18 protein-coding genes are annotated in these 21,249 nt (G+C 72.6%); 5 read left to right on the plus strand and 13 right to left on the minus strand.

The window, feature by feature from the left end:
* Positions 1 to 69 precede the first annotated feature (69 nt).
* The 5 genes from ACFWGN_RS09130 to ACFWGN_RS09150 all read right to left on the minus strand — a co-directional run bounded on the left by ACFWGN_RS09130 (position 70) and on the right by ACFWGN_RS09150 (position 5,409).
* A complete protein-coding gene (locus ACFWGN_RS09130) occupies positions 70 to 273 on the minus strand; it encodes a cold-shock protein (RefSeq protein WP_056648823.1) in 204 nt (67 codons plus the stop codon).
* Between the two features lie 313 nt (positions 274 to 586).
* Positions 587 to 1,534 (minus strand): proteasome assembly chaperone family protein, encoded by a 948-nt coding sequence (locus ACFWGN_RS09135; protein WP_377616587.1) that lies wholly within the window; start codon positions 1,532 to 1,534, stop codon positions 587 to 589.
* A 229-nt stretch (positions 1,535 to 1,763) separates the two neighbouring features.
* Positions 1,764 to 2,204: a response regulator gene (locus ACFWGN_RS09140; protein ID WP_377616588.1), complete on the minus strand. Its 441-nt coding sequence runs from the start codon at positions 2,202 to 2,204 to the stop codon at positions 1,764 to 1,766.
* Between the two features lie 122 nt (positions 2,205 to 2,326).
* Positions 2,327 to 4,102, minus strand: coding sequence for an ATP-binding protein (locus tag ACFWGN_RS09145; protein ID WP_377616589.1), 1,776 nt, complete (start codon positions 4,100 to 4,102; stop codon positions 2,327 to 2,329).
* Positions 4,099 to 5,409, minus strand: a complete 1,311-nt coding sequence (locus ACFWGN_RS09150) for a fused response regulator/phosphatase (RefSeq protein WP_318244540.1) — start codon at positions 5,407 to 5,409, stop codon at positions 4,099 to 4,101. The genes ACFWGN_RS09145 and ACFWGN_RS09150 overlap by 4 nt, the downstream gene beginning before the upstream one ends.
* A gap of 189 nt (positions 5,410 to 5,598) precedes the next feature.
* Here ACFWGN_RS09150 and ACFWGN_RS09155 point away from each other — a divergent pair, with 189 nt between their 5' ends.
* Positions 5,599 to 7,995, plus strand: a complete 2,397-nt coding sequence (locus tag ACFWGN_RS09155; protein ID WP_377616590.1) for a HelD family protein — start codon at positions 5,599 to 5,601, stop codon at positions 7,993 to 7,995.
* 140 nt (positions 7,996 to 8,135) lie between these two features.
* Positions 8,136 to 9,335 carry a phosphoglycerate dehydrogenase gene (gene serA / locus ACFWGN_RS09160; RefSeq protein ID WP_056648818.1) on the plus strand — a complete coding sequence of 400 codons (1,200 nt, stop codon included), beginning with the start codon at positions 8,136 to 8,138 and terminating at the stop codon, positions 9,333 to 9,335.
* A gap of 95 nt (positions 9,336 to 9,430) precedes the next feature.
* On the opposite strand, the gene ACFWGN_RS09165 is transcribed toward serA, so the two are convergent.
* On the minus strand, positions 9,431 to 9,622 hold the full coding sequence (locus ACFWGN_RS09165; protein WP_056648816.1) for a DUF5302 domain-containing protein: 192 nt from the start codon (positions 9,620 to 9,622) through the stop codon (positions 9,431 to 9,433).
* Between the two features lie 148 nt (positions 9,623 to 9,770).
* Here ACFWGN_RS09165 and ACFWGN_RS09170 point away from each other — a divergent pair, with 148 nt between their 5' ends.
* Complete coding sequence (locus ACFWGN_RS09170; RefSeq protein ID WP_377616591.1) at positions 9,771 to 10,814, plus strand: aldo/keto reductase; 1,044 nt, start codon at positions 9,771 to 9,773, stop codon at positions 10,812 to 10,814.
* Positions 10,815 to 10,916: 102 nt separating this feature from the next.
* Here the strand turns inward: ACFWGN_RS09170 and nrdR are convergent, their stop codons facing one another.
* Together nrdR and ACFWGN_RS09180 are read right to left on the minus strand one after the other, a co-directional pair.
* Entirely contained in the window at positions 10,917 to 11,462 is a 546-nt protein-coding gene (gene nrdR / locus ACFWGN_RS09175; protein WP_377616592.1) for a transcriptional regulator NrdR, read from the minus strand.
* Between the two features lie 396 nt (positions 11,463 to 11,858).
* On the minus strand, positions 11,859 to 12,218 hold the full coding sequence (locus ACFWGN_RS09180) for a LysM peptidoglycan-binding domain-containing protein (RefSeq protein ID WP_377616593.1): 360 nt from the start codon (positions 12,216 to 12,218) through the stop codon (positions 11,859 to 11,861).
* Between the two features lie 295 nt (positions 12,219 to 12,513).
* Here ACFWGN_RS09180 and lexA point away from each other — a divergent pair, with 295 nt between their 5' ends.
* Complete coding sequence (gene lexA, locus ACFWGN_RS09185) at positions 12,514 to 13,263, plus strand: transcriptional repressor LexA (protein ID WP_377616594.1); 750 nt, start codon at positions 12,514 to 12,516, stop codon at positions 13,261 to 13,263.
* Positions 13,264 to 13,395: 132 nt separating this feature from the next.
* Here lexA and ACFWGN_RS09190 read toward each other — a convergent pair whose 3' ends face one another.
* From ACFWGN_RS09190 to hflX, 3 genes are all read right to left on the minus strand, one after another.
* The gene (locus tag ACFWGN_RS09190) at positions 13,396 to 14,349 is read right to left on the minus strand and encodes an L-lactate dehydrogenase (protein ID WP_191803976.1); all 954 of its coding nucleotides are present in this window, start codon (positions 14,347 to 14,349) and stop codon (positions 13,396 to 13,398) included.
* Between the two features lie 81 nt (positions 14,350 to 14,430).
* Complete coding sequence (locus ACFWGN_RS09195) at positions 14,431 to 16,488, minus strand: ATP-dependent DNA helicase (protein ID WP_377616595.1); 2,058 nt, start codon at positions 16,486 to 16,488, stop codon at positions 14,431 to 14,433.
* Between the two features lie 121 nt (positions 16,489 to 16,609).
* Positions 16,610 to 18,142, minus strand: a complete 1,533-nt coding sequence (gene hflX, locus ACFWGN_RS09200) for a GTPase HflX (protein WP_377616596.1) — start codon at positions 18,140 to 18,142, stop codon at positions 16,610 to 16,612.
* A gap of 226 nt (positions 18,143 to 18,368) precedes the next feature.
* On the opposite strand from hflX, the gene ACFWGN_RS09205 reads away from it, so the two are divergent.
* Positions 18,369 to 19,031: a class I SAM-dependent methyltransferase gene (locus tag ACFWGN_RS09205; RefSeq protein WP_377616597.1), complete on the plus strand. Its 663-nt coding sequence runs from the start codon at positions 18,369 to 18,371 to the stop codon at positions 19,029 to 19,031.
* Positions 19,032 to 19,124: 93 nt separating this feature from the next.
* Here ACFWGN_RS09205 and dapF read toward each other — a convergent pair whose 3' ends face one another.
* A complete protein-coding gene (gene dapF / locus ACFWGN_RS09210; protein ID WP_377616598.1) occupies positions 19,125 to 20,117 on the minus strand; it encodes a diaminopimelate epimerase in 993 nt (330 codons plus the stop codon).
* On the minus strand, positions 20,114 to 21,067 hold the full coding sequence (miaA, locus tag ACFWGN_RS09215) for a tRNA (adenosine(37)-N6)-dimethylallyltransferase MiaA (protein ID WP_377616599.1): 954 nt from the start codon (positions 21,065 to 21,067) through the stop codon (positions 20,114 to 20,116). Before miaA ends, dapF begins: the two co-directional genes overlap by 4 nt.
* Positions 21,068 to 21,249: the final 182 nt, after the last annotated feature.

Below are 21,249 nucleotides of genomic sequence, written 5' to 3' on the forward strand. Positions count from 1 at the left end.
GGAGGCCGCACCCCTGGGGGGTGCGGCCTCCGGATCCGGCTCGCGAGAACCGGGAGAAGATCAGGGAGATCAGAGCGGGCGGACGTTCTCCGCCTGCGGGCCCTTGGGCCCCTGGGTGATCTCGAACTCGACACGCTGAGCCTCTTCGAGCGACCGGTAGCCCTGGGCCTCGATCGCCGAGTAGTGGACGAAGACGTCGGCTCCGCCGTCGTCCTGGGCGATGAACCCATAGCCCTTCTCAGCGTTGAACCACTTCACAGAACCCTGCGCCATGCTGTTCCTCGTACCTTCTGTCCAACCGGGGACATCCGCGAACGGACCCTTCGCCCGTTCATCGAGCCGTCGCAGCCGGACCCGCGACCCGCTCCGCGTGGTTCCGGTCGTGGCGACCGGCGGCTGGACAGGCACGACCCCGGCGGACCGGGATCCTGCTGCGTCGACACCGGTTCACGCGAAGGCATGTCTCGAGCACGTCACTGCAACGAGACCTAGTTTTGCACGGTCAAGGTGAGGTTCGCCACGTCAAACGCCGGGAAATACCGTGATTCGTCCCCACAACCTCCGCAGAACCTCCGCGAGGGACCGGTCACTCGCCACCGTGCTGGGCGAGGAAGCGCTCGAACTCGGCCCCGAGCTCGTCCGCCGTCGGGATGGGAGCGGAGTCCGCGAGCAGGCTCGTGCGGCCCACCGAGCGGGCGAACGCGTCGTACTGCTCCTCGAGCGCGCGCACCACGGCCGTGACCTCCTCGGACTCGGCCATCTGCCGCTCGACCTCCTGGACGGCCTCCTGGGACGCGTCCGCGAGCGCCGCGACGCGCAGGTCGAGACCCGTCGACCGCTGGACGTTCTCGAGGGCGACGACCGCCGCCGGCGGGAACGGCGACTGCGCGAGGTAGTGCGGGACGTGGACCGTGAACCCCAGGGCGTCGTGCCCCGACTCCCCGAGACGCAGCTCGAGCAGCGCGGCCAACGAGCCCGGGACCTTGACCGTGCCGAACCACGACGTGTGGTCCTCGATCAGCTCGCGGCGGGTCGCGTGCGCCGTCACCGAGAGGGGACGCGTGTGCGGGATGCCCATGGGGATGCCGTGGAAGCCCACGACGAGCGAGACGTCGAAGCGGTGCACGAGCTCGCGCAGCGCGGCGACCACGCGCTCCCACTGGAGGTCCGGCTCGATACCGTGGAGGAGCAGGAAGCCCGTCCCCTCGGCGTCGCGCACGTGATCGATCGCGAGGAACGGCTCGTCGTACGAGGCCCACCGGTCCGCGTCGAAGACCATCGTCACGCGCTTCGAGCGGTAGTCGAGGAGCTGGTCCACGTCGAACGTGACCAGGCGCGTGACCTCGAACTCCTCGAGCAGGTGCTCGACCGCGAGGTCACCGGCCGTGCCGGCGTCCACGAACCCGCGCACCGAGTGCAGCAGGACCGGGCCGACCGCGCGGAGCGAGGTCCCCTCCTGTGCATGCGTCGCCGCGGGCAGGACGCGCGCCACCGCGGCCTCGTCCACCTCGTAGATCCCTCGTGGGTCCAACACCAGAAGCTCCTCCGTCGTCGTGCGATCCCTGCCGCCCGCCGGGGCGAGGAGCCGACCGGGACCGTCGAGGTCCCCGCGCAGCCCGCTCGTCGGCGGTTCGATCAGGACAACACCACGCACCGCCGGAACCTTCCCGGCACGAGGCCCTCACCTCGCTACGCCCGGAGCGTGCCGTGCCACGGGGCGCGACCACGCCGGCACGCACCTGCTCGGTGCGCCGCCTGTCGTCTCAGCGACCGGGGAGGCGGACCACGGTGACGAAGAAGTCGTCGATCTGACGGACGACGTCGATGAACCGGTCGAAGTCGACGGGCTTGGTCACGTAGGCGTTCGCGTGCAGCGAGTAGGACCGGACGACGTCCTCCTCGGCCTCCGACGTCGTGAGCACGACCACGGGGATCTGCCGGAGGGCCGGGTCCGACTTGAGCTCGCCGAGGACCTCGCGCCCGTCCATCCGCGGGAGGTTCAGGTCCAGCAGGATCAGGTCCGGGGTGGGCGCGTCCAGGTACTCCCCCTCCTTGCGCAGGAAGGCCATCGCGCTGACACCGTCGCTGACGACCGAGAGCCGGTTCGTGACCTTGTGGTCCTCGAACGCCTCACGCGTCATCAGGACGTCGCCCGGGTCGTCCTCGACCAGCAGGACGTCGATCACCTTGTGCCCGTTGCTCATGCCGTGTCCCCGCAGTCCGTCGTCCCCAGGTCGCCCCGGTCCTCCGGGGCCACGCCGCGAGCCTAGTCGACGAGCGTGCCTCCACGTCTCAGCACGTGGCGCCAGGTCGCGGGCCCGGTCGGCTACGGAGCGTCCGGCGAGGGCCGGTGGCCCGCGGCGGAGGGATCGTAGGCGTGCGCGATCGTGAACCGGACCGTCGTCCCGCCGCCCTCGGTCGGCTCGAGCCAGATGCGGCCGCCGTGGTACTCCACGATCCGCTTGCACAGCGCGAGGCCGATCCCCGTCCCCTCGTAGACGTCCTTGGGGTGCAGCCGCTGGAAGATGACGAACACCCGTTCGGCGTACTGCGCGTCGATCCCGATCCCGTTGTCGACCACGCTCAGCTCCCACGAGCGCTCGCTCGCCCGGACGCCGACATGGACGACCGGCGGACGCTCCGGGTCGCGGAACTTGATCGCGTTGCCCACGAGATTGACGAGGAGCTGCTCGAGCAGCGCCTTCTCGCCCCGCACCGTGGGGAGCGGGTCGTGCGTCACGACGGCTCCCGTCGCGGCGATCTTGTCCTCGAGGTCCGACAGGGCCACCGCGAGCGCCTTCTCGAGGTCGACCTGGACCCGCTCGGTCCCGGTCCGCCCGACGCGCGAGAACCCGAGCAGGTCCTGGATCAGTCGCTGCATGCGCTTGGCGCCGTCGACCGCGAACTCGATGTACTGGTCCGCGCGGTCGTCGAGCTGTCCGCCGTACCGTTTCTGCAACAGCTGGGTGAACGACGCGACCTTGCGCAACGGCTCCTGGAGGTCGTGCGAGGCGACGTAGGCGAACTGCTCGAGGTCACGGTTCGACCGCTCGAGCTCTTGGGCCTGGGCCGCGAGCAGCTCGTGGGAGAGCTCGACCTCCTCGTGCGAGGCGCGGATCTCGGCCACCTGGCTCACGAGCTCCTGACGCATGTGCTCGATGTCGATCGCGAGCGCCCCGATCTCGCCGGGTGCGCTGACCGCGACCGGCTGCCGCAGCCGACCGCCGCTGACGACCCGGACCTGGTGAGCGAGGGAGGTCACGGGCTCGGTGATCCATCGCTTGAGCACGCTCCACAGGACCGCGCCCACGAGCAGCGCAGCGAGGACGAGGACGACGACCGAACCGAACAGCACCTGCGTCCAGCTCTCGAGCGCCTCGACCTTCTCCGACCGGACGGAACGCAGGACGGTGATGTAGTCCCTCGTCGCGACCCGGGCGTCGTCGAACAGTCGGGCGCCCTCGAGCTTGTCGTCGGTCGTCACGGCGTCCGGGGCGCCGTCCTGGACCTTCTGGACGGACGGCAGGGCGTACCCCAGCGCCCACTCGTGGATGGCGGTCGACGCCCGGTCCAGCGCGGCCGCCACGGGAGGGGACACCGAGAGCACCTCCGACGTCGCGTCGTCGTGGAGGGACACGGAGCCGTCCGAGCCGATCGAGCGCTCGAACGGCTCGAGGTTGACCTCGGCCCCCGTCGCGAGGAAGGCCCGCACCGACGACTCGGCGTCGACGAGCGAGATGTAGGCCGTGTCGGCCTGGGTGATGGCGGTGAAGTAGGGGTTGGTCACCTCGTCCTGGATGCGCACGACGTTGACGAGCGCGACGACCGAGGTCACGAGGACCGCGAGGAGGATCGCCGCGGCGACCACCAGGAGGACACCGAGACGGCGCCGCAGGGACGCGCCCTGCGGGGCGGTCCCCGCAAGGATCTCGGGCTCGCGGTCGGTGCCCGGCCGCCTGCCGTCCGCAGCGTCGGTGCGTGTCGGGGACGGCGCGGGCGTCGCGGGGCTCGCGGGGCTCCCGGGGCTCCCGGGGCTCGCGGAGGCTGCACGAGGCTCGCCCTCGGCAGGCGCTCCCCCCGCCGCCGCCGGGTCTGTCGTCACTGCGACCACTCGTCGGAGTCTGCGAGGGTCGCGGTCCGCTCGCCGCGGGCTGCCTGGTCCGGTCCGCCCCACCCGACGACGAGGACCGCCGCGTCGTCGGCCAGCGGCCCGCCGTGCAGGTCTCGGACGCGGCGGAAGACGCGCTCGACGAGCCCCTCACCCCCGTGCGTGATCTCCGTGTCGACCGCGGCGAGGAGCCCCGCGACCCCCAACCGCTCCCGGCGACCAGGCGCCCCGGGGACGAAGCCCGTCCCGGGGACCGCCGGATCCTCCGCCAGGGTCGCCTCGATGAGCCCGTCGGTGTAGAGCATGAGCGCCCAGGGCGCCTCGAGCTCCACGTGCTCGGCGCTCCAGCCCCCGCCCACGGGGATGCCGAGCGCCCGACCGCGCGACGTCGTCGGGAGCTCCGAGCACGAGTCCTGCAGGAGCAGCGGCGGCATGTGCCCCGCGAGATAGAGGTCGACCCCCGAACGGTCGGCGGAGATGACGACCTGGCACAGCGTGACGAACACTTCGGGGCGGGCACGCTCAGGTACCAGGACGCGCTCGACGAGCGGCAGGATCTGGTCGGGGGCGACGTCCGACAGGACGAGCGTGCGCCAGGCCGTGCGCAGCGTCGCCCCGAGCGCGGCCTCGTCGGGTCCGTGCCCCGCGACGTCACCGATGAGGCACAGGACGCTGCCGTCGCTGCGCTCGACGGCGTCGTAGAAGTCGCCGCCGAGCAGCCCGTTGCCCCCCGGGATGTAGCCGACCATGACCGCGATCCGCTCGTCCGAGACGAGTGCCTTGGGCAGGAGGGCGCGCTCGAGGCGCGCCGTCTCCGCGGCGCGGACCTCGCTGCGGTACAGCGCGCGCTGCTGCTCCTTGGAGCGACGCCGCTGCACGGCATACCGCACCGAGCGGCCGAGGAGGTCGCCGTCGACCTCGCCCTTGACGAGGTAGTCGTCGGCGCCGGCTGCCACGGCCTGGACCCCGAGGTCGATCCCGGTGTGCCCTGTCAGGACGACGAGGGCCGGCGGGTTCGGCCGCGACTGCAAGCGCTCGACCGCGGACAGGCCCACCGCGTCCGGCAGACCGAGGTCCAGGAGGATGCAGTGCACGTCGTGCTGGCCGAGCTTCTCCAGGGCGGCGTCGAGCGCGGTCGCGCGGTGCAGCTCGACGTTGACGCTCGCGTCCTCGAGCAACGCCTCGACGAGGATCGCGTCCCCGTCGTCGTCCTCGACGAGCAGGACCCGCAGCAGGTCCTCGGGCGACAGGACGTCAGGGGCCCCGTCCTGCGCACGGGGCGGCACCGGGTCAGTCACCACGACGCGCACTCCCCACTCTCGCCATGGTTCCCGATCGTAGAGGACAGCGCTGCCTCGCGGTGGGATGCGGAGGGACCTCCTGTGCCGCCCGGCGTGCCGGGCACACCGGCACCGACGGGCGAGCGGCAGGTCCGCGCCCCGGTCCGCGCCTCGGTCGGATGGCACCCGAGACCGCGCGGATCGGCAATAATGGACGGCTGCATCGCGGGGGTGCGCGAGCGGGCCACGTGGGACCAGAGGACAGGACGGATCAGGGTGCGCGAGACGAGCGACCGGACGAGCGGGACACGGGCTCCGGACGGACAGGTCCCGGCCACGCCGGACCACCAGCCCTCCGGACGGCAGGAGGAGATCGGCAAGGAGCAGGTCGTCGTCGACACGCTCTACGGCCGCCTCGACGAGCTCCGCGCCGCGACCCGGGCCCGCCTCGCAGGCGTCCGCCGCGGCGGCCCCTCGGGCTCCCCCCAGAACCGCAGCGAGCGCGACGCGTTCGCGACCCTCTACGAGGACAGGCTCGCTCAGCTCGAGTCCGTCGAGGAACGCCTGACCTTCGGGCGCCTCGACCTCGACGACGGCACGACGCGCTACGTCGGCAGGATCGGCCTGTCCGACGAGGACCACGCCTCGATCCTCACCGACTGGCGGGCTCCTGCCGCCCAGGCCTTCTATAGGGCGACCGCCGCCCACCCCGACGGGGTGCGACGCCGTCGGCACCTCGTGACCAAGGGACGCAACGTGACCGGGCTCGAGGACGAGGTCCTCGACCTGTCGTCCGACGCGGCCCCGCAGTCCTCGCTCTCGGGCGAGGGAGCCCTGCTCGCCGCGATGGCGGCCGGGCGGACGAGCCGGATGGGCGACATCGTCGCGACGATCCAGGCCGAGCAGGACGCGATCATCCGCTCCGAGCTCGCGGGAGCGCTCGTCGTCCAGGGCGGACCGGGGACGGGCAAGACCGCCGTCGCGCTGCACCGCGCGGCCTACCTGCTGTACGCCCACCGCCGGCTGCTCGAGCGCTCGGGCGTCCTGCTGGTCGGCCCCAGCCTGTCCTTCCTGCACTACATCGACCAGGTCCTGCCCTCGCTCGGCGAGACCGGGGTCGTGAGCACGACGATCGCCGAGCTGCTCCCAGGACTCGTCGCGGACGGCGAGGAGTCCCCCGAGGTGGCCCGCATCAAGGGCCGCGCGTCCTGGGCCAGGATCGTCCAGCGGGCGGTCCGCGCGCGCCAGCGCGTGCCCGCCGAGGACCAGCACCTGCGCATCGACGGGCACGACCTGGTGGTCCGACGCTCCGACGTGCGCGACGCGATCGCCAAGGCCCACCGCACGCACAAGCCGCACAACCTCGCGCGGGTCCCGTTCGTCCGCGAGATGCTGGGCCGGCTCGCCGACCAGTACCTGGCCGAGCTCGGCGGGCCGGTCGCGCCCGAGGAGCGGGCCGAGGTGATCGACGACCTGCGACGCCAGCGCGAGATCCGGATCGCGCTCAACCTCGCGTGGATGCCGCTGACTCCCGAGCGCCTGATCGAGGACCTGTTCGTCAAGCCGCACCGCCTCGCCGAGGCGGCACCCGACATGTCACGTGCGGACCGCGCGGCTCTCGCCCGTCCCAAGGGTTCTCCGTGGACGCCCGCCGACGTGCCGCTGCTCGACGAGGCGGCCGAGCTCCTGGGCGAGGACGACCAGGCGGCGCGCGCCCAGGCCAAGGCCGAGGCCGCGGACCGAGCGGCGAACCTCGAGTACGCGCGCCAGGTCCTGGAGTCCTCGGGGGCCGGCGGCGGGATCGTCGGTGCCGAGATCCTCGCCGACCGCTTCGGCGGCGGCGGATCGCGGCTGACCACGGCCGAGCGGGCCGCCCAGGACCGTACGTGGACCTACGCGCACGTCGTGGTCGACGAGGCACAGGAGCTCTCCGCGATGGCGTGGCGCGCCCTGGTGCGTCGGTGCCCCACGCGGTCCATGACGATCGTCGGCGACGTCGCCCAGACGTCCTCGCTCGCGGGCGCCCGGTCCTGGGCGAGCATGCTCGACCCGCTGCTGCGCGACGCGTGGCGGCAGGCGACGCTGACCGTCAACTACCGCACACCCACCCAGATCGCGGACACGGCGCAGCGGTTCGCGGCCGCGTCGGGCCTCCCGACGTCGTCGCTCACCTCGGCGCGCGACGTCCCGGGCGCGCTCGTCCTGGCCCCGGTCGAGGGCGGGGCAGGTGTGGGTCATGAGGTCGTCGCGCGGGTCCGTGCGGCCCTCGCGGAGTTCGTCGGGCCCGACGGCGCGGGCCGGGTCGCGGTGGTCGCACCGGCCGGGCGCGTGACCGAGGTGCGCGAGCAGCTGGTCGAGGCCCACGGCTCGACGCCGCTGCTCACCGGTCCGGCCGCTGCCCTCCCCGGCGCGCTCGCCGCAGCCCTGACGGTCCTGAGCCCCACGCAGAGCAAGGGCCTCGAGTTCGACGCCGTCGTCCTGGTCGAGCCGGCCGAGATCCTCGCCGGGACCTCGGGCGCCTCCGACCTGTACGTGGCCATGACACGGCCCACCCAGCGGCTCGTCGTCGTGCACGCCCAGCCCCTGCCCGCCGGGTTCGCCGACTGAGAGGCGCGCGTACCGGCCGGGCGACCGGCCGGTACGCGACCACGGCGCGGGGCGCCCGGACGGCGTCCGGCGGTCCGGGCCGGGCGTCCGAAGGACAAGACTCGTTTGGTGCTCATGGCAACTCGGAGCACCATAGGGAGGTGCTACGCGCCCTCTTCCTCGAAAACCTGCACCCACTCGCCACCTCGATCTTCGAGTCCGCCGGTATCGACGTGACCGTGCGATCCGGGGCCATGGACGAGGCCGAGCTGATCGAGGCGCTCCAGGGCGTCAACATCCTCGGCATCCGGTCCAAGACCAACGTGACCGCCCGCGTCATCGAGTCCGCACCGGACCTCGTCGCGATCGGCGCGTTCTGCATCGGCACCAACCAGATCGACCTCAAGGCCGCTGCCTCGCACGGCGTCGCGACGTTCAACGCCCCGTTCTCGAACACCCGGTCGGTCGTGGAGATCGCCCTGGCCGAGATCATCGCACTGACCCGTCGCCTGACCGAGCGCGACCGCGCGCTCCACGACGGCATCTGGGACAAGTCGGCCGAGGGCGCGCACGAGGTCCGCGGCCGCACCCTGGGCATCATCGGCTACGGCAACATCGGGACCCAGCTCTCGGTCGTGGCCGAGGCGCTCGGCATGTCGGTCATCTTCTACGACACGGCCGAGAAGCTCGCACTGGGCAACGCCCGCCGCATGGACACCCTCGACGAGCTCCTCGAGACCGCCGACGTCGTGACCCTGCACGTGGACGGTCGGGGCGGGAACGCCGGCCTGTTCGGCGAGAAGCAGCTCTCGCGCATGCGCCCGGGCTCGATCCTGCTCAACCTCTCGCGCGGCTTCGTCGTCGACACGGGGGCACTGCGCGAGGCCATCCTGTCCGGTCACCTGTCGGGCGCGGCGATCGACGTCTTCCCCGAGGAGCCCAAGAAGCGCGGCGACCACTTCGAGTCCGACCTCCGTGGCCTGCCGAACGTCATCCTGACCCCGCACATCGGTGGGTCCACGGAGGAGGCGCAGGAGTCGATCGGCCAGTTCGTCGCCGGCAAGCTCCGCGACTACCTCGCCACGGGCTCGACCACGCTGAGCGTCAACATGCCCGGACTCGCCCTGGAGCAGAGCACGGGCGTGAGCCGCATCGCGCACCTGCACCGCAACACCCCGGGTGTGCTGGCCGCCGTCAACGCCGTGCTCGCGGAGCACGGCACCAACATCGAGGGGCAGATGCTCGCGACCCGCGGCGAGCTCGGCTACGTGGTGACCGACGTCGGCTCGGAGCTCGAGCCGGCCGCGATCGAGGCGCTGCGTGCGATGGACGCGACCGTCAAGCTCCGGGTCCTGTCCTGACCCGCTAGGAAGACCTGCTACGACGAAGGGACCGCACCCGTGGGTGCGGTCCCTTCGTCGTAGCAGGCGGGCCGGGCAGTGCCCAGCAGCGCGGCTCAGCCGGACTTGCGGCGGAACGTGCGCTGCACGGGTCCGACGGTCTCCGAACCGTGGACGGTGCCCGTGTTCGAGCCCCCGTCCGCGGTGCGGTGGCTCGCGGCGTTCTTGCGGTCCAGCGCCTCGCGGAACTTCGCCTTCGCGTCCTCGCTGGGCGTGGTCGCTGGTGTCTCGTCCTTCGACGTCGTCATCGGCGGGCCTCCTTGCTCTCGGTGGAACGGGTACGCCTGAGGGCGCTCCCCTGCCCCCCAGCCTGGCGTACGCCGATCGGTAACGCCAGCGAATACGACCGGGTACGGTCGAGACATGTCGCACAAAACACCGGAGAGCACCGATGGCATGAGGTTCCGGCCAGCCGGCAGGTCAGGGCTGAGCCTGCCTGCCCTGTCGCTCGGACTGTGGCAGAACTTCGGGGACTCCACGCCGTACGCCGTGCAGCGCGAGCTCGTGCTGCACGCCTACGAGCGAGGGGTCGTCCACTTCGACCTCGCGAACAACTACGGCCCACCTCCGGGATCGGCCGAGGCCGGGTTCGGTCGCGTGCTCGCGAGCGACCTGCGCGGACACCGCGACGAGCTCCTCCTCTCGACCAAGGCCGGCTACCGCATGGGACCTGGCCCCTACGGCGAGGGTGGGTCGCGCAAGTACCTGCTGTCCTCGCTCGACGCCTCGCTGCGGCGCCTGGGGGTCGAGCACGTGGACGTGTTCTACTCCCACCGGTTCGACCCGACGACCCCCCTGACCGAGACGATCGGCGCCCTCGCCACGGCCGTGACCTCGGGACGCGCCCGGTACGCCGCGATCTCGTCCTACTCGGCCCGCCGTACCGCGCAGGCGCTCGAGATCGCCGCGGACCTGGGCCTGCCGCTGGTCCTGCACCAGCCGTCCTACTCGATCCTGAACCGCTGGATCGAGGAACCGGGGACCGACGGAAGGACCCTGCTCGACGTCGCCGGTGACTCAGGGACAGGTCTCGTCGTCTTCTCACCCCTGGCCCAGGGCATGCTGACCGACCGCTACCTCGACGGGGTGCCCGACGACTCCCGCGCGGCTCGCGGCGTCTCGCTCCGTCCCGAGTTCCTCTCGCCGGAGAACCTCGCCCGGGTCCGCGCGCTGCACGAGATCGCGTCGGGTCGCGGCGAGTCCCTGCCACAGATGGCGCTCGCCTGGACTCTCCGCGACCCGCGGGTGACCTCGGTCCTGGTGGGCGCGCGCACCACCGCCCAGCTCGACGAGAACCTGCGCGCGCTCGAGGCTGCCCCGTTCTCCCCCGCCGAGCTCGCGGCGATCGACGCCGTGTCGCTCGAGACGGCCCCGGACGGCACGTCGCGTCCACTCGACACCGGCATCAACATCTGGGCCGATCGGTCGAGCAGGCTCTGAGCACCGACCGGCCGCTGCGGACTGCGCCTCCCCCCCGGCCGACGCGGTTCACACCCCGACGGGACGCGGCTCGCCCGGCAACGGGTCCGCGCGGTCACCGGTTCACGCCTGGTGCGAAGCCCCTCCCGCGGGCGCGGGGTCCTCTTGCGCATGGTCGACGGTCCCGGAGCCGTCGAGCTCACGCACCGCGTCCTCCCGAGCCTCGCGCTCGGCGCGCAACGAGTTGATCGCGGCCTCGAAGTCCTCGAGCGAGTCGAAGGCCTGGTAGACGCTCGCGAAGCGCAGGTAGGCGACCTCGTCGAGCTCGCGCAGCGGGCCGAGGATCGCCAGGCCGATCTCGTAGGCGTCGAGCTCGGCACTGCCTCCGGCCCGCAGCGACTCCTCGACGCGCTGGGCCAGCACCGCGAGATCGTCCTCGTTGACCGGTCGCCCCTGGCAGGCCTTGCGCACGCCGGTGACGATCTTCTCCCGGCTGAACGGCTCGGTCACTCCCGAACGCTTGACCACCGACAGGCTCGCGGTCTCGATCGTGGTGAAGCGCCGGTTGCACGCAGGGCACTGGCGGCGGCGACGGATCGATGCGCCGTCGTCGGAGGTCCGTGAGTCGACGACCCGAGAGTCCGCGTGCCGGCAGAACGGACAGTGCATGGGAAAGGTCTCCTGTGCTGGTCGGCCTGGCTCCGGAGCGGCCGCTCCGAAGGTGCGCCCCGAACGTACGTCGCCCGCTCCGCGACATGCAAGGCGCCTCGCGCCGGGCATCGGTCACAAACGGAGAACGGAGGTGGCCGAGAACCGGCCACCTCCGTCGGGACGCCCCCGTCCCCATCTCACGTCCGCGACTCGCCTCGCGGACGTCGACGCAACTGCGGAGACGCAGCGATGCGCGTCTCCTCCCCACCGACCGACCCCCCAGCCGGGTTGGTGAGGCAGTACTAACTTAGGGGAACCTAAGGGCAGTGCGCAACCCCTGTTCCCGGAACGAGACGCCGGGACGCGTCCGGACCATGCACGACACGCGCCACCACGGCCCCTGGGGGCGATACGTCACCCCTCATCCACAGGGAGCAGGAGCTGCTGCCCGACCTGAAGACTGGTCGAGGAGAGCCCGTTGAGGGCCATCAGCTCGTCCACGAGGTCACGCACGTCGCGATCCCCCCCGGCGAGAGCCGCTGCGTGCTGCCAGAGCGTCTCGCCGGCCTCGACCGCGTGCACCGTGACCTCGCGCGGCTCGCCGGGTCCCGAGGCGAAGGCCTTCCCGCCCCACAGCACGACGAGCGCCATGAGCCCGAGGACGAGCGCCGTCAGGACGACCCGACCGCGCCGCGTCAGGCGGAGGGGACGTTCCGACGCCGACTCCTGACGCCGTGCCGCACGCCACTCGTCGATCGACACCACTGCGCTCATGTCCACTCCTTCGCCAGGGGTGCCCGAACCGCCTTCCCCGGTCGGTTCGAACACCTGTACGTCGAACACCTGTACGATTTCTATCACCGACTGCGCGCGTTGTCGAGACATGCTCGAACATGTGTTTGATTCGTGTCGCGCGGTGACCTACGCTGGACCTGTACCGGTCGTCCGATATGTCGCGCCCCTTCGGGGCGCGCGCAGGCGACCGGGAGCTCTTCGAGGAGACGGTGCCGCGCGCGGCGCTCTTTCCGCAGGACAAGGACCGGAACGGCCGAGCAGGGCGGAGACGACGATGGCGGGACGGGTGGCCGACACCACGGGCAGGCTCGCGAAGGTGCACGAGCTCCCCGACCCTGCGACAGGCGGGGACGGGCTCACGGCACGCCAGCGCCTGGTCCTCGAGACGATCCGGGCGTCGGTCGAGCAGCGCGGCTACCCGCCGAGCATGCGCGAGATCGGCGAGGCCGTCGGCCTGACCAGCCCGTCGAGCGTCAAGCACCAGCTGACGACGCTCGAGCGCAAGGGCTACCTGCGCCGCGACCCCAACCGGCCCCGCGCCATCGAGGTCGTCCAGACCGACGACTCGCGCGGGATCCGCGCTCTGCCCGGCAGCGGCTTCCCGCGCGTGGAGGACGTGGACCCGGCCGAGGACTCCCCCGAGCGTCCCACCCCGTCGTACGTCCCCGTCGTGGGGCGCATCGCGGCCGGTGGTCCCATCCTCGCCGAGCAGGTCGTCGAGGACGTGTTCCCGCTGCCCCGTCAGCTCGTGGGTGACGGCGAGCTCTTCCTGCTGCGCGTGTCAGGCGACTCCATGATCGACGCGGCGATCTGCGACGGCGACTGGGTCGTCGTCCGCCGCCAGCCCGTCGCGGAGAACGGCGAGATCGTCGCCGCCATGATCGACGGCGAGGCGACCGTCAAGACGTTCAAGCGCATCGACGGGCACGTCTGGCTCATGCCGCACAACGAGGCGTACCGCCCGCTGTCGGGCGACGACGCCCAGGTGCTCGGCCGCGTCGTCTCGGTCCTGCGCAGTCTCTGACCTGCCCCCTCAGCACCCTGCTCCTGCATGACGAAGGGGACGGCCGCACAGGCCGTCCCCTTCGTCGTCCGAGGTTCGCCGACCAGCGGCCCCCAGGACTCTCGCGCGAGTAGCCGCTCTAGCGAGTCGCCGTCACAGCCCGAAGCTCTTCGCGACCGCGCGCACCGAGTCCGCCGACGAGCGCAGACCAGCGAGCTCGATGTCGGACAGCGGGACCTCGATCCGCTCCCCGCACCCTCGCCGCTCGAGCAGCGACGGCACCGACAGGCACACGTCGCTGATCCCGTGGAAGTCCTCCAGGAGCGAGGAGACGGGCAGGACCCGGTGCTCGTCGTCGAGGATCGCCTCGATGATGCGGGTGGCGGCGAGCGCGACCGCGTAGTTGGTCGCGCCCTTGCCCTCGATGATGCGGTAGGCCGACTGCACGACCTCGTGCGCGATGTCCTCACGCACCTCTGCGGTGAGCGGCCCGCGGCCCGTGAGCCCCTTCCAGTCGAGCAGAGGGACGCCGCTGATGGTCGCGGAGCTCCAGAGCGGGATCTCGCTGTCGCCGTGCTCGCCCGCGATGTAGGCGTGGACGTTCTGCACCGCGACGCCGCAGTGCTGCGCGACCAGGAAGCGCAGGCGGGAGGAGTCCAGGACCGTCCCGCTGCCGAAGAGCTGGTTCGCCGGCAGGCCGGAGTACTTGAGCGCCGCGTACGTCACGACGTCGACCGGGTTGGTCACCATGATGTAGATCGCGTTGGGTGCGACCTCGACGAGCCCCGGCAGGATGTTCCGGACGAGCGAGATGGTCGCGCCCGCGAGGTCCAGGCGCGTCTGCCCGGGCTTCTGCTTGGCACCCGCGGTGAAGACCACGACGTCCGCGTCGGCGCACACCGCGACGTCGTCGGATCCCTCGACCTTGGCCATGGGCATGAACTGGATGCCGTGCTGGAGGTCGAGGACCTCGGCCTCCACCTTGGTCTTGTTGATGTCGAGGAGGCTCACGGTGTGAGCGGCCCCTCGCATGAGCGCCGCGTAGGCGAGGGTCGATCCGACGGAACCTGCGCCGACGATCGCGAGCTTGGTGGTACGGGCGGGCACTGTGCCTCCTGGACGTTGTGCGGCAGGCGTCCGGCCGCCGCCGGGGGCAGCGGCCGCGTCCACCGCGTGGACTGCCAGGTCTCAGCCTAGGGCGGAGAGGCGCTCGAGCGCAGAGAGGACGACACGTCGATCGGTCGTGGTCCAGAAGTCCGGCATCGACTTGGTGAGGTAGGAGCCGTACCGGGCCGTCGCGAGGCGCGGGTCGAGGACCGCGACGACACCGCGGTCTGCGGTCGACCGGATGAGACGGCCCGCCCCCTGAGCGAGGAGCAGGGCCGCGTGGTTGGCCGAGACCTGCATGAAGCCGTTGCCCCCCGCGGCCTCGACCGCGCGGGCGCGCGCCGACTTCACCGGGTCGTCGGGGCGAGGGAACGGGATCCGGTCGATGAGCACGAGCTGGCAGCTCGGCCCGGGGACGTCCACGCCCTGCCACAACGACAGCGTGCCGAACAGGCACGTCCGCGGGTCTGTGGCGAACTCCTTGACGAGCGTGGGCAGCTGGTCGTCGCCCTGGCACAGGACGGGGACGTCGAGCCGATCACGCATGGCCTCGGCGACCGCGAGCGCCGCGCGCCGCGACGAGAACAGGCCCAGGGTCCGCCCGCCCGCCGCCGTGATGAGGTCGGCGATCTCGTCGAGCTGCCCGTCCGTCGCGGCCTCGCGGCCGGGCTGAGGCAGGTGCTTGGCGATGTAGAGGATGCCCTGCTGGGGGTAGTCGAACGGGCTGCCGACGTCCAGACCGCTCCAGGTCGCCCCGTCGTCGTCGAGCCCCAGGGAGCGGGCCACGGGGTCGAACGTCCCTCCGAGCGCCAGGGTCGCCGACGTGAAGACGCCCGTGCGCTCGGTCAGGAGGTTGGTCCGGATGAGACCGGCCACCGCGAGCGGCGCGGCGTGCAGCCTGCTCACGCCGTCCCCGCTCCACCGGCCGTCCTCGCCCGCGCGCGAGCACCACAGGACGTCGTGCCCCGTGGGGTCCTGCGCCATGCGCTCGGCGATCTCGAAGACCTGGAGCATGGTGGCCTGAGCCATCTTCATCCCGGTGTCGGGCTGCGCCTGGGGGCCGCCCGAGGTGTCCGGCTTGAGCGCGCTGAGCACGGTGCGCGCCGCGTCACGGACCGCCGCGACGGCCGAGCGCGCGTCGTCGGGCAGGCCGTCCGGGAAGCGCTCGGCCGGCAGCGAGGCGACCACGGTCCCGAACGCGCCGATCGCGAGGTCGAGGTCTGTCGTCTGCACGCCCCCGTGGCGACGCGCGAGCCGTGCTGCGTGCTCGATGATGGGCACCGAGAGGTCGGCCGTGGCGGCGGCCGTGACCCGGTCGCTGAGCTCGTGGGCCTCGTCGACCACGACCACGCCGTGCTCGGGCAGGACGCCGGGCGAGCCCGACGCGGCGATGCCGAGCATCGCGTGGTTGGTCACGACGACGTCCGCCTCGCGCGCGCTCGTGCGGGCCTGGTCGGGGAAGCAGTCGTCGATGAGCGGGCACTTGGCCCCCAGGCACTCGAGGGCCGTGACCGAGACCTGCCGCCAGGCCTTGTCCGAGACGCCGGGCACCAGGTCGTCCCGGTCGCCCGTCGTGGTCTCCTGCGCCCACTCGCGCAGCCGCACGACCTGCTCGCCGAGCGCTGCGGCCCCCGACGCCGCGCCCGGAGCGGGATGCTCCGCGACGCCTGCACGCTCGCCGCCCGTGGGCAGGTCGAACAGCGTGGGTTCGTCGGCCGGGTAGCCCCCCTCGATCTTGTGCTGGCACAGGTAGTTGTGCCAGCCCTTGAGGAGGGCGATGCGGGGCTCGCGCGGGAGCTTGTCGGCGACGGCCTGGGCGACCAGCGGGAGGTCTCGCGTGATGATCTGGCGCTGGAGCGCGAGGGTCGCGGTCGAGACGATGACGCGCTCGTCCTCGCACACGGCGTGGCGCACCGCGGGCACGAGGTAGCCGAGCGACTTCCCGGTACCGGTGCCCGCCTGGACCAGGAGGTGGTCAGGGCCACCCGAGCCGTCGATCGCGGTCGCGACGCTCACGGCCATCTGGTGCTGGCCCGCGCGGCGCCCGCCACCGAGGGCGCCGACCGCGAGGTCGAGCAGCTCCTCGACGTCAGGGGTCGCAGAGCCCGTGGTCAGGGTGGTGGTGGTCTCCTCGGGCACCCCGGAAGTCTACGGCGACCCTCCGACACGACGGTCCTGGACCCTGCGAGGGCAGCCCGCGCAGGCGCCTGGGCACGCCCGAGCAGGGGCCCGGGCTCCTCGAAGCCCGGGCCCCGCGCGCTCAGGCGCGGACGGCGACCGCGTGGAGCTCGAGCGCGAGCCCCTCGTCGACGCGTGCGAGCAGGCGCGTGCCCGTCTCGACGTGCTCCTCGAGGTCGATCTCGCCCGTGAGGTGCACGCGGTTGACCAGGTCGCCCCGGTGGTAGGGCACCACGAGGTCGACCGAGACGTCGGGCCGCGGCAGCTCGTCGGAGATGAGCTGGAGCAGGTCGTCGATCCCCTGCCCGGTGTGCGCCGAGACCACGATCGTGCGTCGCTCGCGCCCACGGATGCGGGCCACGACGTCGGGGTCGGCGATGTCGACCTTGTTGAGCACGACGACCTCGAGCACCTGGTCGATGCCCGGGATGTCCGCGAGGACGTGACGGACCGCGGCGATCTGCCCCTCGGGATCGGGGTGCGACGCGTCGACGACGTGCAGCAGCAGGTCGGCCTGGCCGACCTCCTCGAGCGTCGAGCGGAACGCCTCGACGAGCTGGTGCGGCAGCGCGCGGACGAACCCGACCGTGTCCGCGAGCGTGTAGACGCGCCCGTCCTCGGTCTGCGCGCGCCGCACCGTGGGGTCGAGGGTCGCGAACAGCGCGTTCTCGACGAGCACCCCGGCGCCGGTCAGCGCGTTGAGCAGGCTCGACTTGCCCGCGTTGGTGTACCCGGCGATCGCGACCGACGGGATGGCGTGGCGCTTGCGCGAGGACCGCTTGGTCTCGCGGGCCGGCGCCATCGCGGCGATCTCGCGCCGCAGCTTGGTCATGCGGTCGCGAATGCGGCGGCGGTCGAGCTCGATCTTGGTCTCACCGGGTCCGCGCGAGCCCATGCCGGCTCCCGCGCCACCGACCTGGCCACCGGCCTGGCGGGACATCGACTCGCCCCAGCCGCGCAGACGCGGGAGCAGGTACTCGAGCTGTGCGAGCTCGACCTGCGCCTTGCCCTCCCGCGACTTGGCGTGCTGGGCGAAGATGTCGAGGATCAGCGCGGTCCGGTCGACGACCTTGACCTTGACGATGTCCTCGAGCGCACGTCGCTGCGAGGGCGCGAGCTCGCCGTCGATCACGACGGTGTCCGCGCCCGTGGCCGCGACGACGCCGGCGAGCTCGGCGGCCTTGCCCGAGCCGAGGTACGTCCCGGGGTCAGGCTTCTGGCGACGCTGGAGCACGCCGTCGAGCACCTGGGACCCCGCCGTCTCGGCGAGTGCCGCGAGCTCGCGCAGCGAGACCTCGGCCTCGGCCGCCGCGGCGTCGCCGCTGCCCGTGTAGAGACCGACGAGCACGACCTTCTCGAGGCGCAGCTGGCGGTACTCGACCTCGGTGACGTCCTCGAGCTCGGTCGAGAGGTTGGCGACCCGTCGCAGCGCCGTGCGCTCGGCGAGCTCGAGCTGCTCGCCGTCGTAGACGGAGTGCTGGGTGCCCCCCTCGGCGCGCGCGGTCCCCGCCCGAGCGAGCACCCGTGCCACGACGTCACCGGCGATGTCGCGCTCGGGACGCTCCACGGTCTCCGGTGCGGTCTCGGGGGTGGGGTTCGCAGGGGTCTGGGTCATGGGCCGCCTTTCAGCTGAGGGTCCGGGCCCCGGGTCCGTGTGACCTGGGCCGGTCGACGCCGTCCGGAAGACGCTCCGGTCGGCATGTCGTACAACAAGCGTGGCACGCCGGATCGTCCCGGCGCGAACCTATTCGCCGCGAGCGCAGCCTTTCACGCCCGCGGCGCCCGCGGGAACCGCCCGTGCGGGGCGGCCCCGCGCAGGGCGCCCGATAGGATCGACCCTCGTGACGACCACCCCTGGCACGACGCCCGAGCCCTCACCGGACCACTACTTCACGGCGCAGCCCGCGTCCGCCGAGGAACGTCGGGAGCTCACCGTCCGTCTCGCGGGTCGCGAGGTCACGGTCGAGGTCGCGTCGGGCATCTTCTCCCCGGGCCGCCTGGACCTGGGGACGCAGGTGCTCCTGCGCTCGGTCCCGGACCTCCCGCCCGCGGTCTCCGGGCCCGACGGCGCCGCGCACCTCCTCGACCTGGGCTGCGGCTGGGGCCCGGTCGCCCTGAGCATGGCGATCGAGTCGCCGGGCTCGACCGTGTGGGCCGTCGACGTCAACGAGCGCGCCCTCGACCTGGTCCGGCGCAACGCCGCCCGGCTGGGCCTGGAGAACGTGCGCGCGGTGCGCCCCGAGGACGTCCCCGACGACGTCCGGTTCGCCGCGATCTGGTCCAACCCGCCCATCCGGGTCGGCAAGGAGGTGCTGCACGACATGCTGCTGCACTGGCTGCCCCGGCTCGAGCCGGGTACCGAGGCCTACCTCGTGGTGCAGCGCAACCTCGGTGCCGACTCGCTCATGGCCTGGCTGAACGAGCACCTCGACGACGACCTGTCGGTGACCAAGCTCGCGAGCGCCAAGGGGTTCCGCGTCCTCGAGGTCACGCGCGCGGGCTGAGCCCTCGCTCCGCGCGGCAGTCGGTCCTGCCAGACGGGACCCGTGCCCGACGCACGCCGAGCACCGGGGCGCTGCGCCGTCGGGCCCTCGCGGTCAGCGCCCGAACGCCGTCAGGTCGATCTCTCCCCCGAACACGATCTCCGCGGGACCGGCGAGCTCGACGCGGCCGCCCTCGAGGGCCGTCACGCGCACCGTGCCACCCGGCACGTCGACGAGCCACACGTCCGGCGACTGCGGGCCGCCCCACGCCCGGACCGCGAGCGCCGCGGCGCACGCGCCCGTGCCGCACGACTCGGTCTCGCCCACGCCGCGCTCGTGCACGCGCATGCGCAGACGCCCGACGACGGTCCCGTCGACCGAGACCTCCTCGCCGAGGGGGACGACGAGCTCGACGTTCGTGCCGTGCGGGGGCAGCGGGGAGACGCCGGGCACCGCGGTCAGGTCGGCGGCCTCGAGCTCGTCCTCGTGCGGCAGCGCGAGCACCGTGTGGGGGTTGCCCAGGTCGACGCTCAGCGCGGGGCGGGCGACCTCCCACCCCTTGACCGTGACCTCGGCGTCGAAACCCTCGTCGAGCGCCGTGCGGCCCCCTGGGAGGAACCAGGGGCCCATGTCCACGGCGTACCAGCCGTTCGCCTCCTTGCGCACGTACTTGACCCCTGCTCGTGTGCCCACGGCGAGGACCCGTGGTGCCGCGGCGGTGGCCGGTACGTCGGACGCGCCTGCGTCGTCCGTCGCGACAGGGGCAGGCGTGAGGTCCACGAGCCCCAGGCGCTCGGCGAAGGCCGCGAAGACGCGCACGCCGTTGCCGCACATCTCGGCGACCGAGCCGTCCGCGTTGCGGTAGTCCATGAACCAGATCGCCTCGGGGTCCTCGGCGAGGACCGCCGCGGACTCGGGCACGTAGGCCGTGGGGACCAGCCGGATCACGCCGTCGCCGCCGATGCCCGCGCGACGGTCGGCGAGCGCGCGGACCTGCTCGACGTCGACGTCGCGGCTCCCCTCGAGGTCGGCGAGCAGGACGAAGTCGTTGCGGGTCCCGTGGCCCTTGGCGAAACGGGTCGTCGAACGGGGCGGCGGCAGGCTCATGAGCCCAGACTACGGCGCGTCGGGCGCTCGTCCGTGCGCGTGTCCAGGGTGCCGTCGTCGCCCGCACGGACGATCTCCAGGGCGTCGGCCAGGAGCGTGGGCGACTGCGCGTCGAGCCAGTGCACGCGCGGGTCGCGGCCGAACCAGCCCATCTGCTTGCGGGCCAGCCGGCGCGTGTTCGCGGTGATCTGCTCGCGCGCCTCGTCGGCGGTGATCTCCCCGCGCAGGTGGGCCAGCACCTCGGCGTAGCCGACCGCACGCTCGGCGGTACGGCCCAGCCGCGGCGCGAGCGCACGGACCTCGTCGAGCAGCCCCAGCTCCCACATGCGCTCGACCCGACCCGCCACGCGGGCGTCGAGCGTCTCGCGGTCGCAGTCGAGACCGATCTGGACGGCGGGGCGCACGTACTCCTGGCGCGGGAGGTTCGCGGTGAACGGTTCGCCCGTGATCTCGATGACCTCGAGCGCTCTCACGATGCGACGGGTGTTCGTGGGGCCGATCGACGTCGCGGCACCGGGGTCGAGCCGCGCGAGCTCGGAGTGCAGCGCCCTGGTCCCCTCGCGCTCGGCCCGCTCCTCGAGGCGGGCGCGGACCTCCGGGTCGGTGCCCGGGAAGTTCATCTCGTCGAGCAGCGCCCGGACGTAGAGCCCCGAACCACCGACGACGACCGCCCGGGCGCCCCGGGAGCCGATCGCGTCGAGGTCCGCGCGGGCCGAGGCCTGGTAGTCGGCGACCGAGGCGTCCTCGAGGGGGTCCAGCACGTCGAGCTGGTGGTGGACGATCCCGCGACGCTCGGCGACCGGGACCTTCGCGGTGCCCACGTCCATGCCGCGGTAGAGCTGGTAGGCGTCGGCGTTGACGACCTCGGCAGGGGCGAGGGCCTGGGCGAGGTCGAGGGCGAGGTCCGACTTCCCGGTCGCGGTGGGGCCGACGACGGCGACGATGAGCATCCGAGAACCGTACCCGCCGGGGACGGCCCGTCGCCTCGCCCCCACCCGCGGGGCACGTCCCCTCCCGTCCGGTGTGTCCCCCCTGTCCCTGTGTGGGTGGTCCTGCGTAGGCTCCACGGGTGGCCACCGGCAGCCCGGTGCGTCGCACCTGCCCTGCGCCGCCGTGCGCGGACCCACCACAC

The organism is Oerskovia sp. NPDC060338 (genome assembly GCF_042726295.1).
In the GTDB taxonomy this organism is placed as follows: domain Bacteria; phylum Actinomycetota; class Actinomycetes; order Actinomycetales; family Cellulomonadaceae; genus Oerskovia; species Oerskovia merdavium.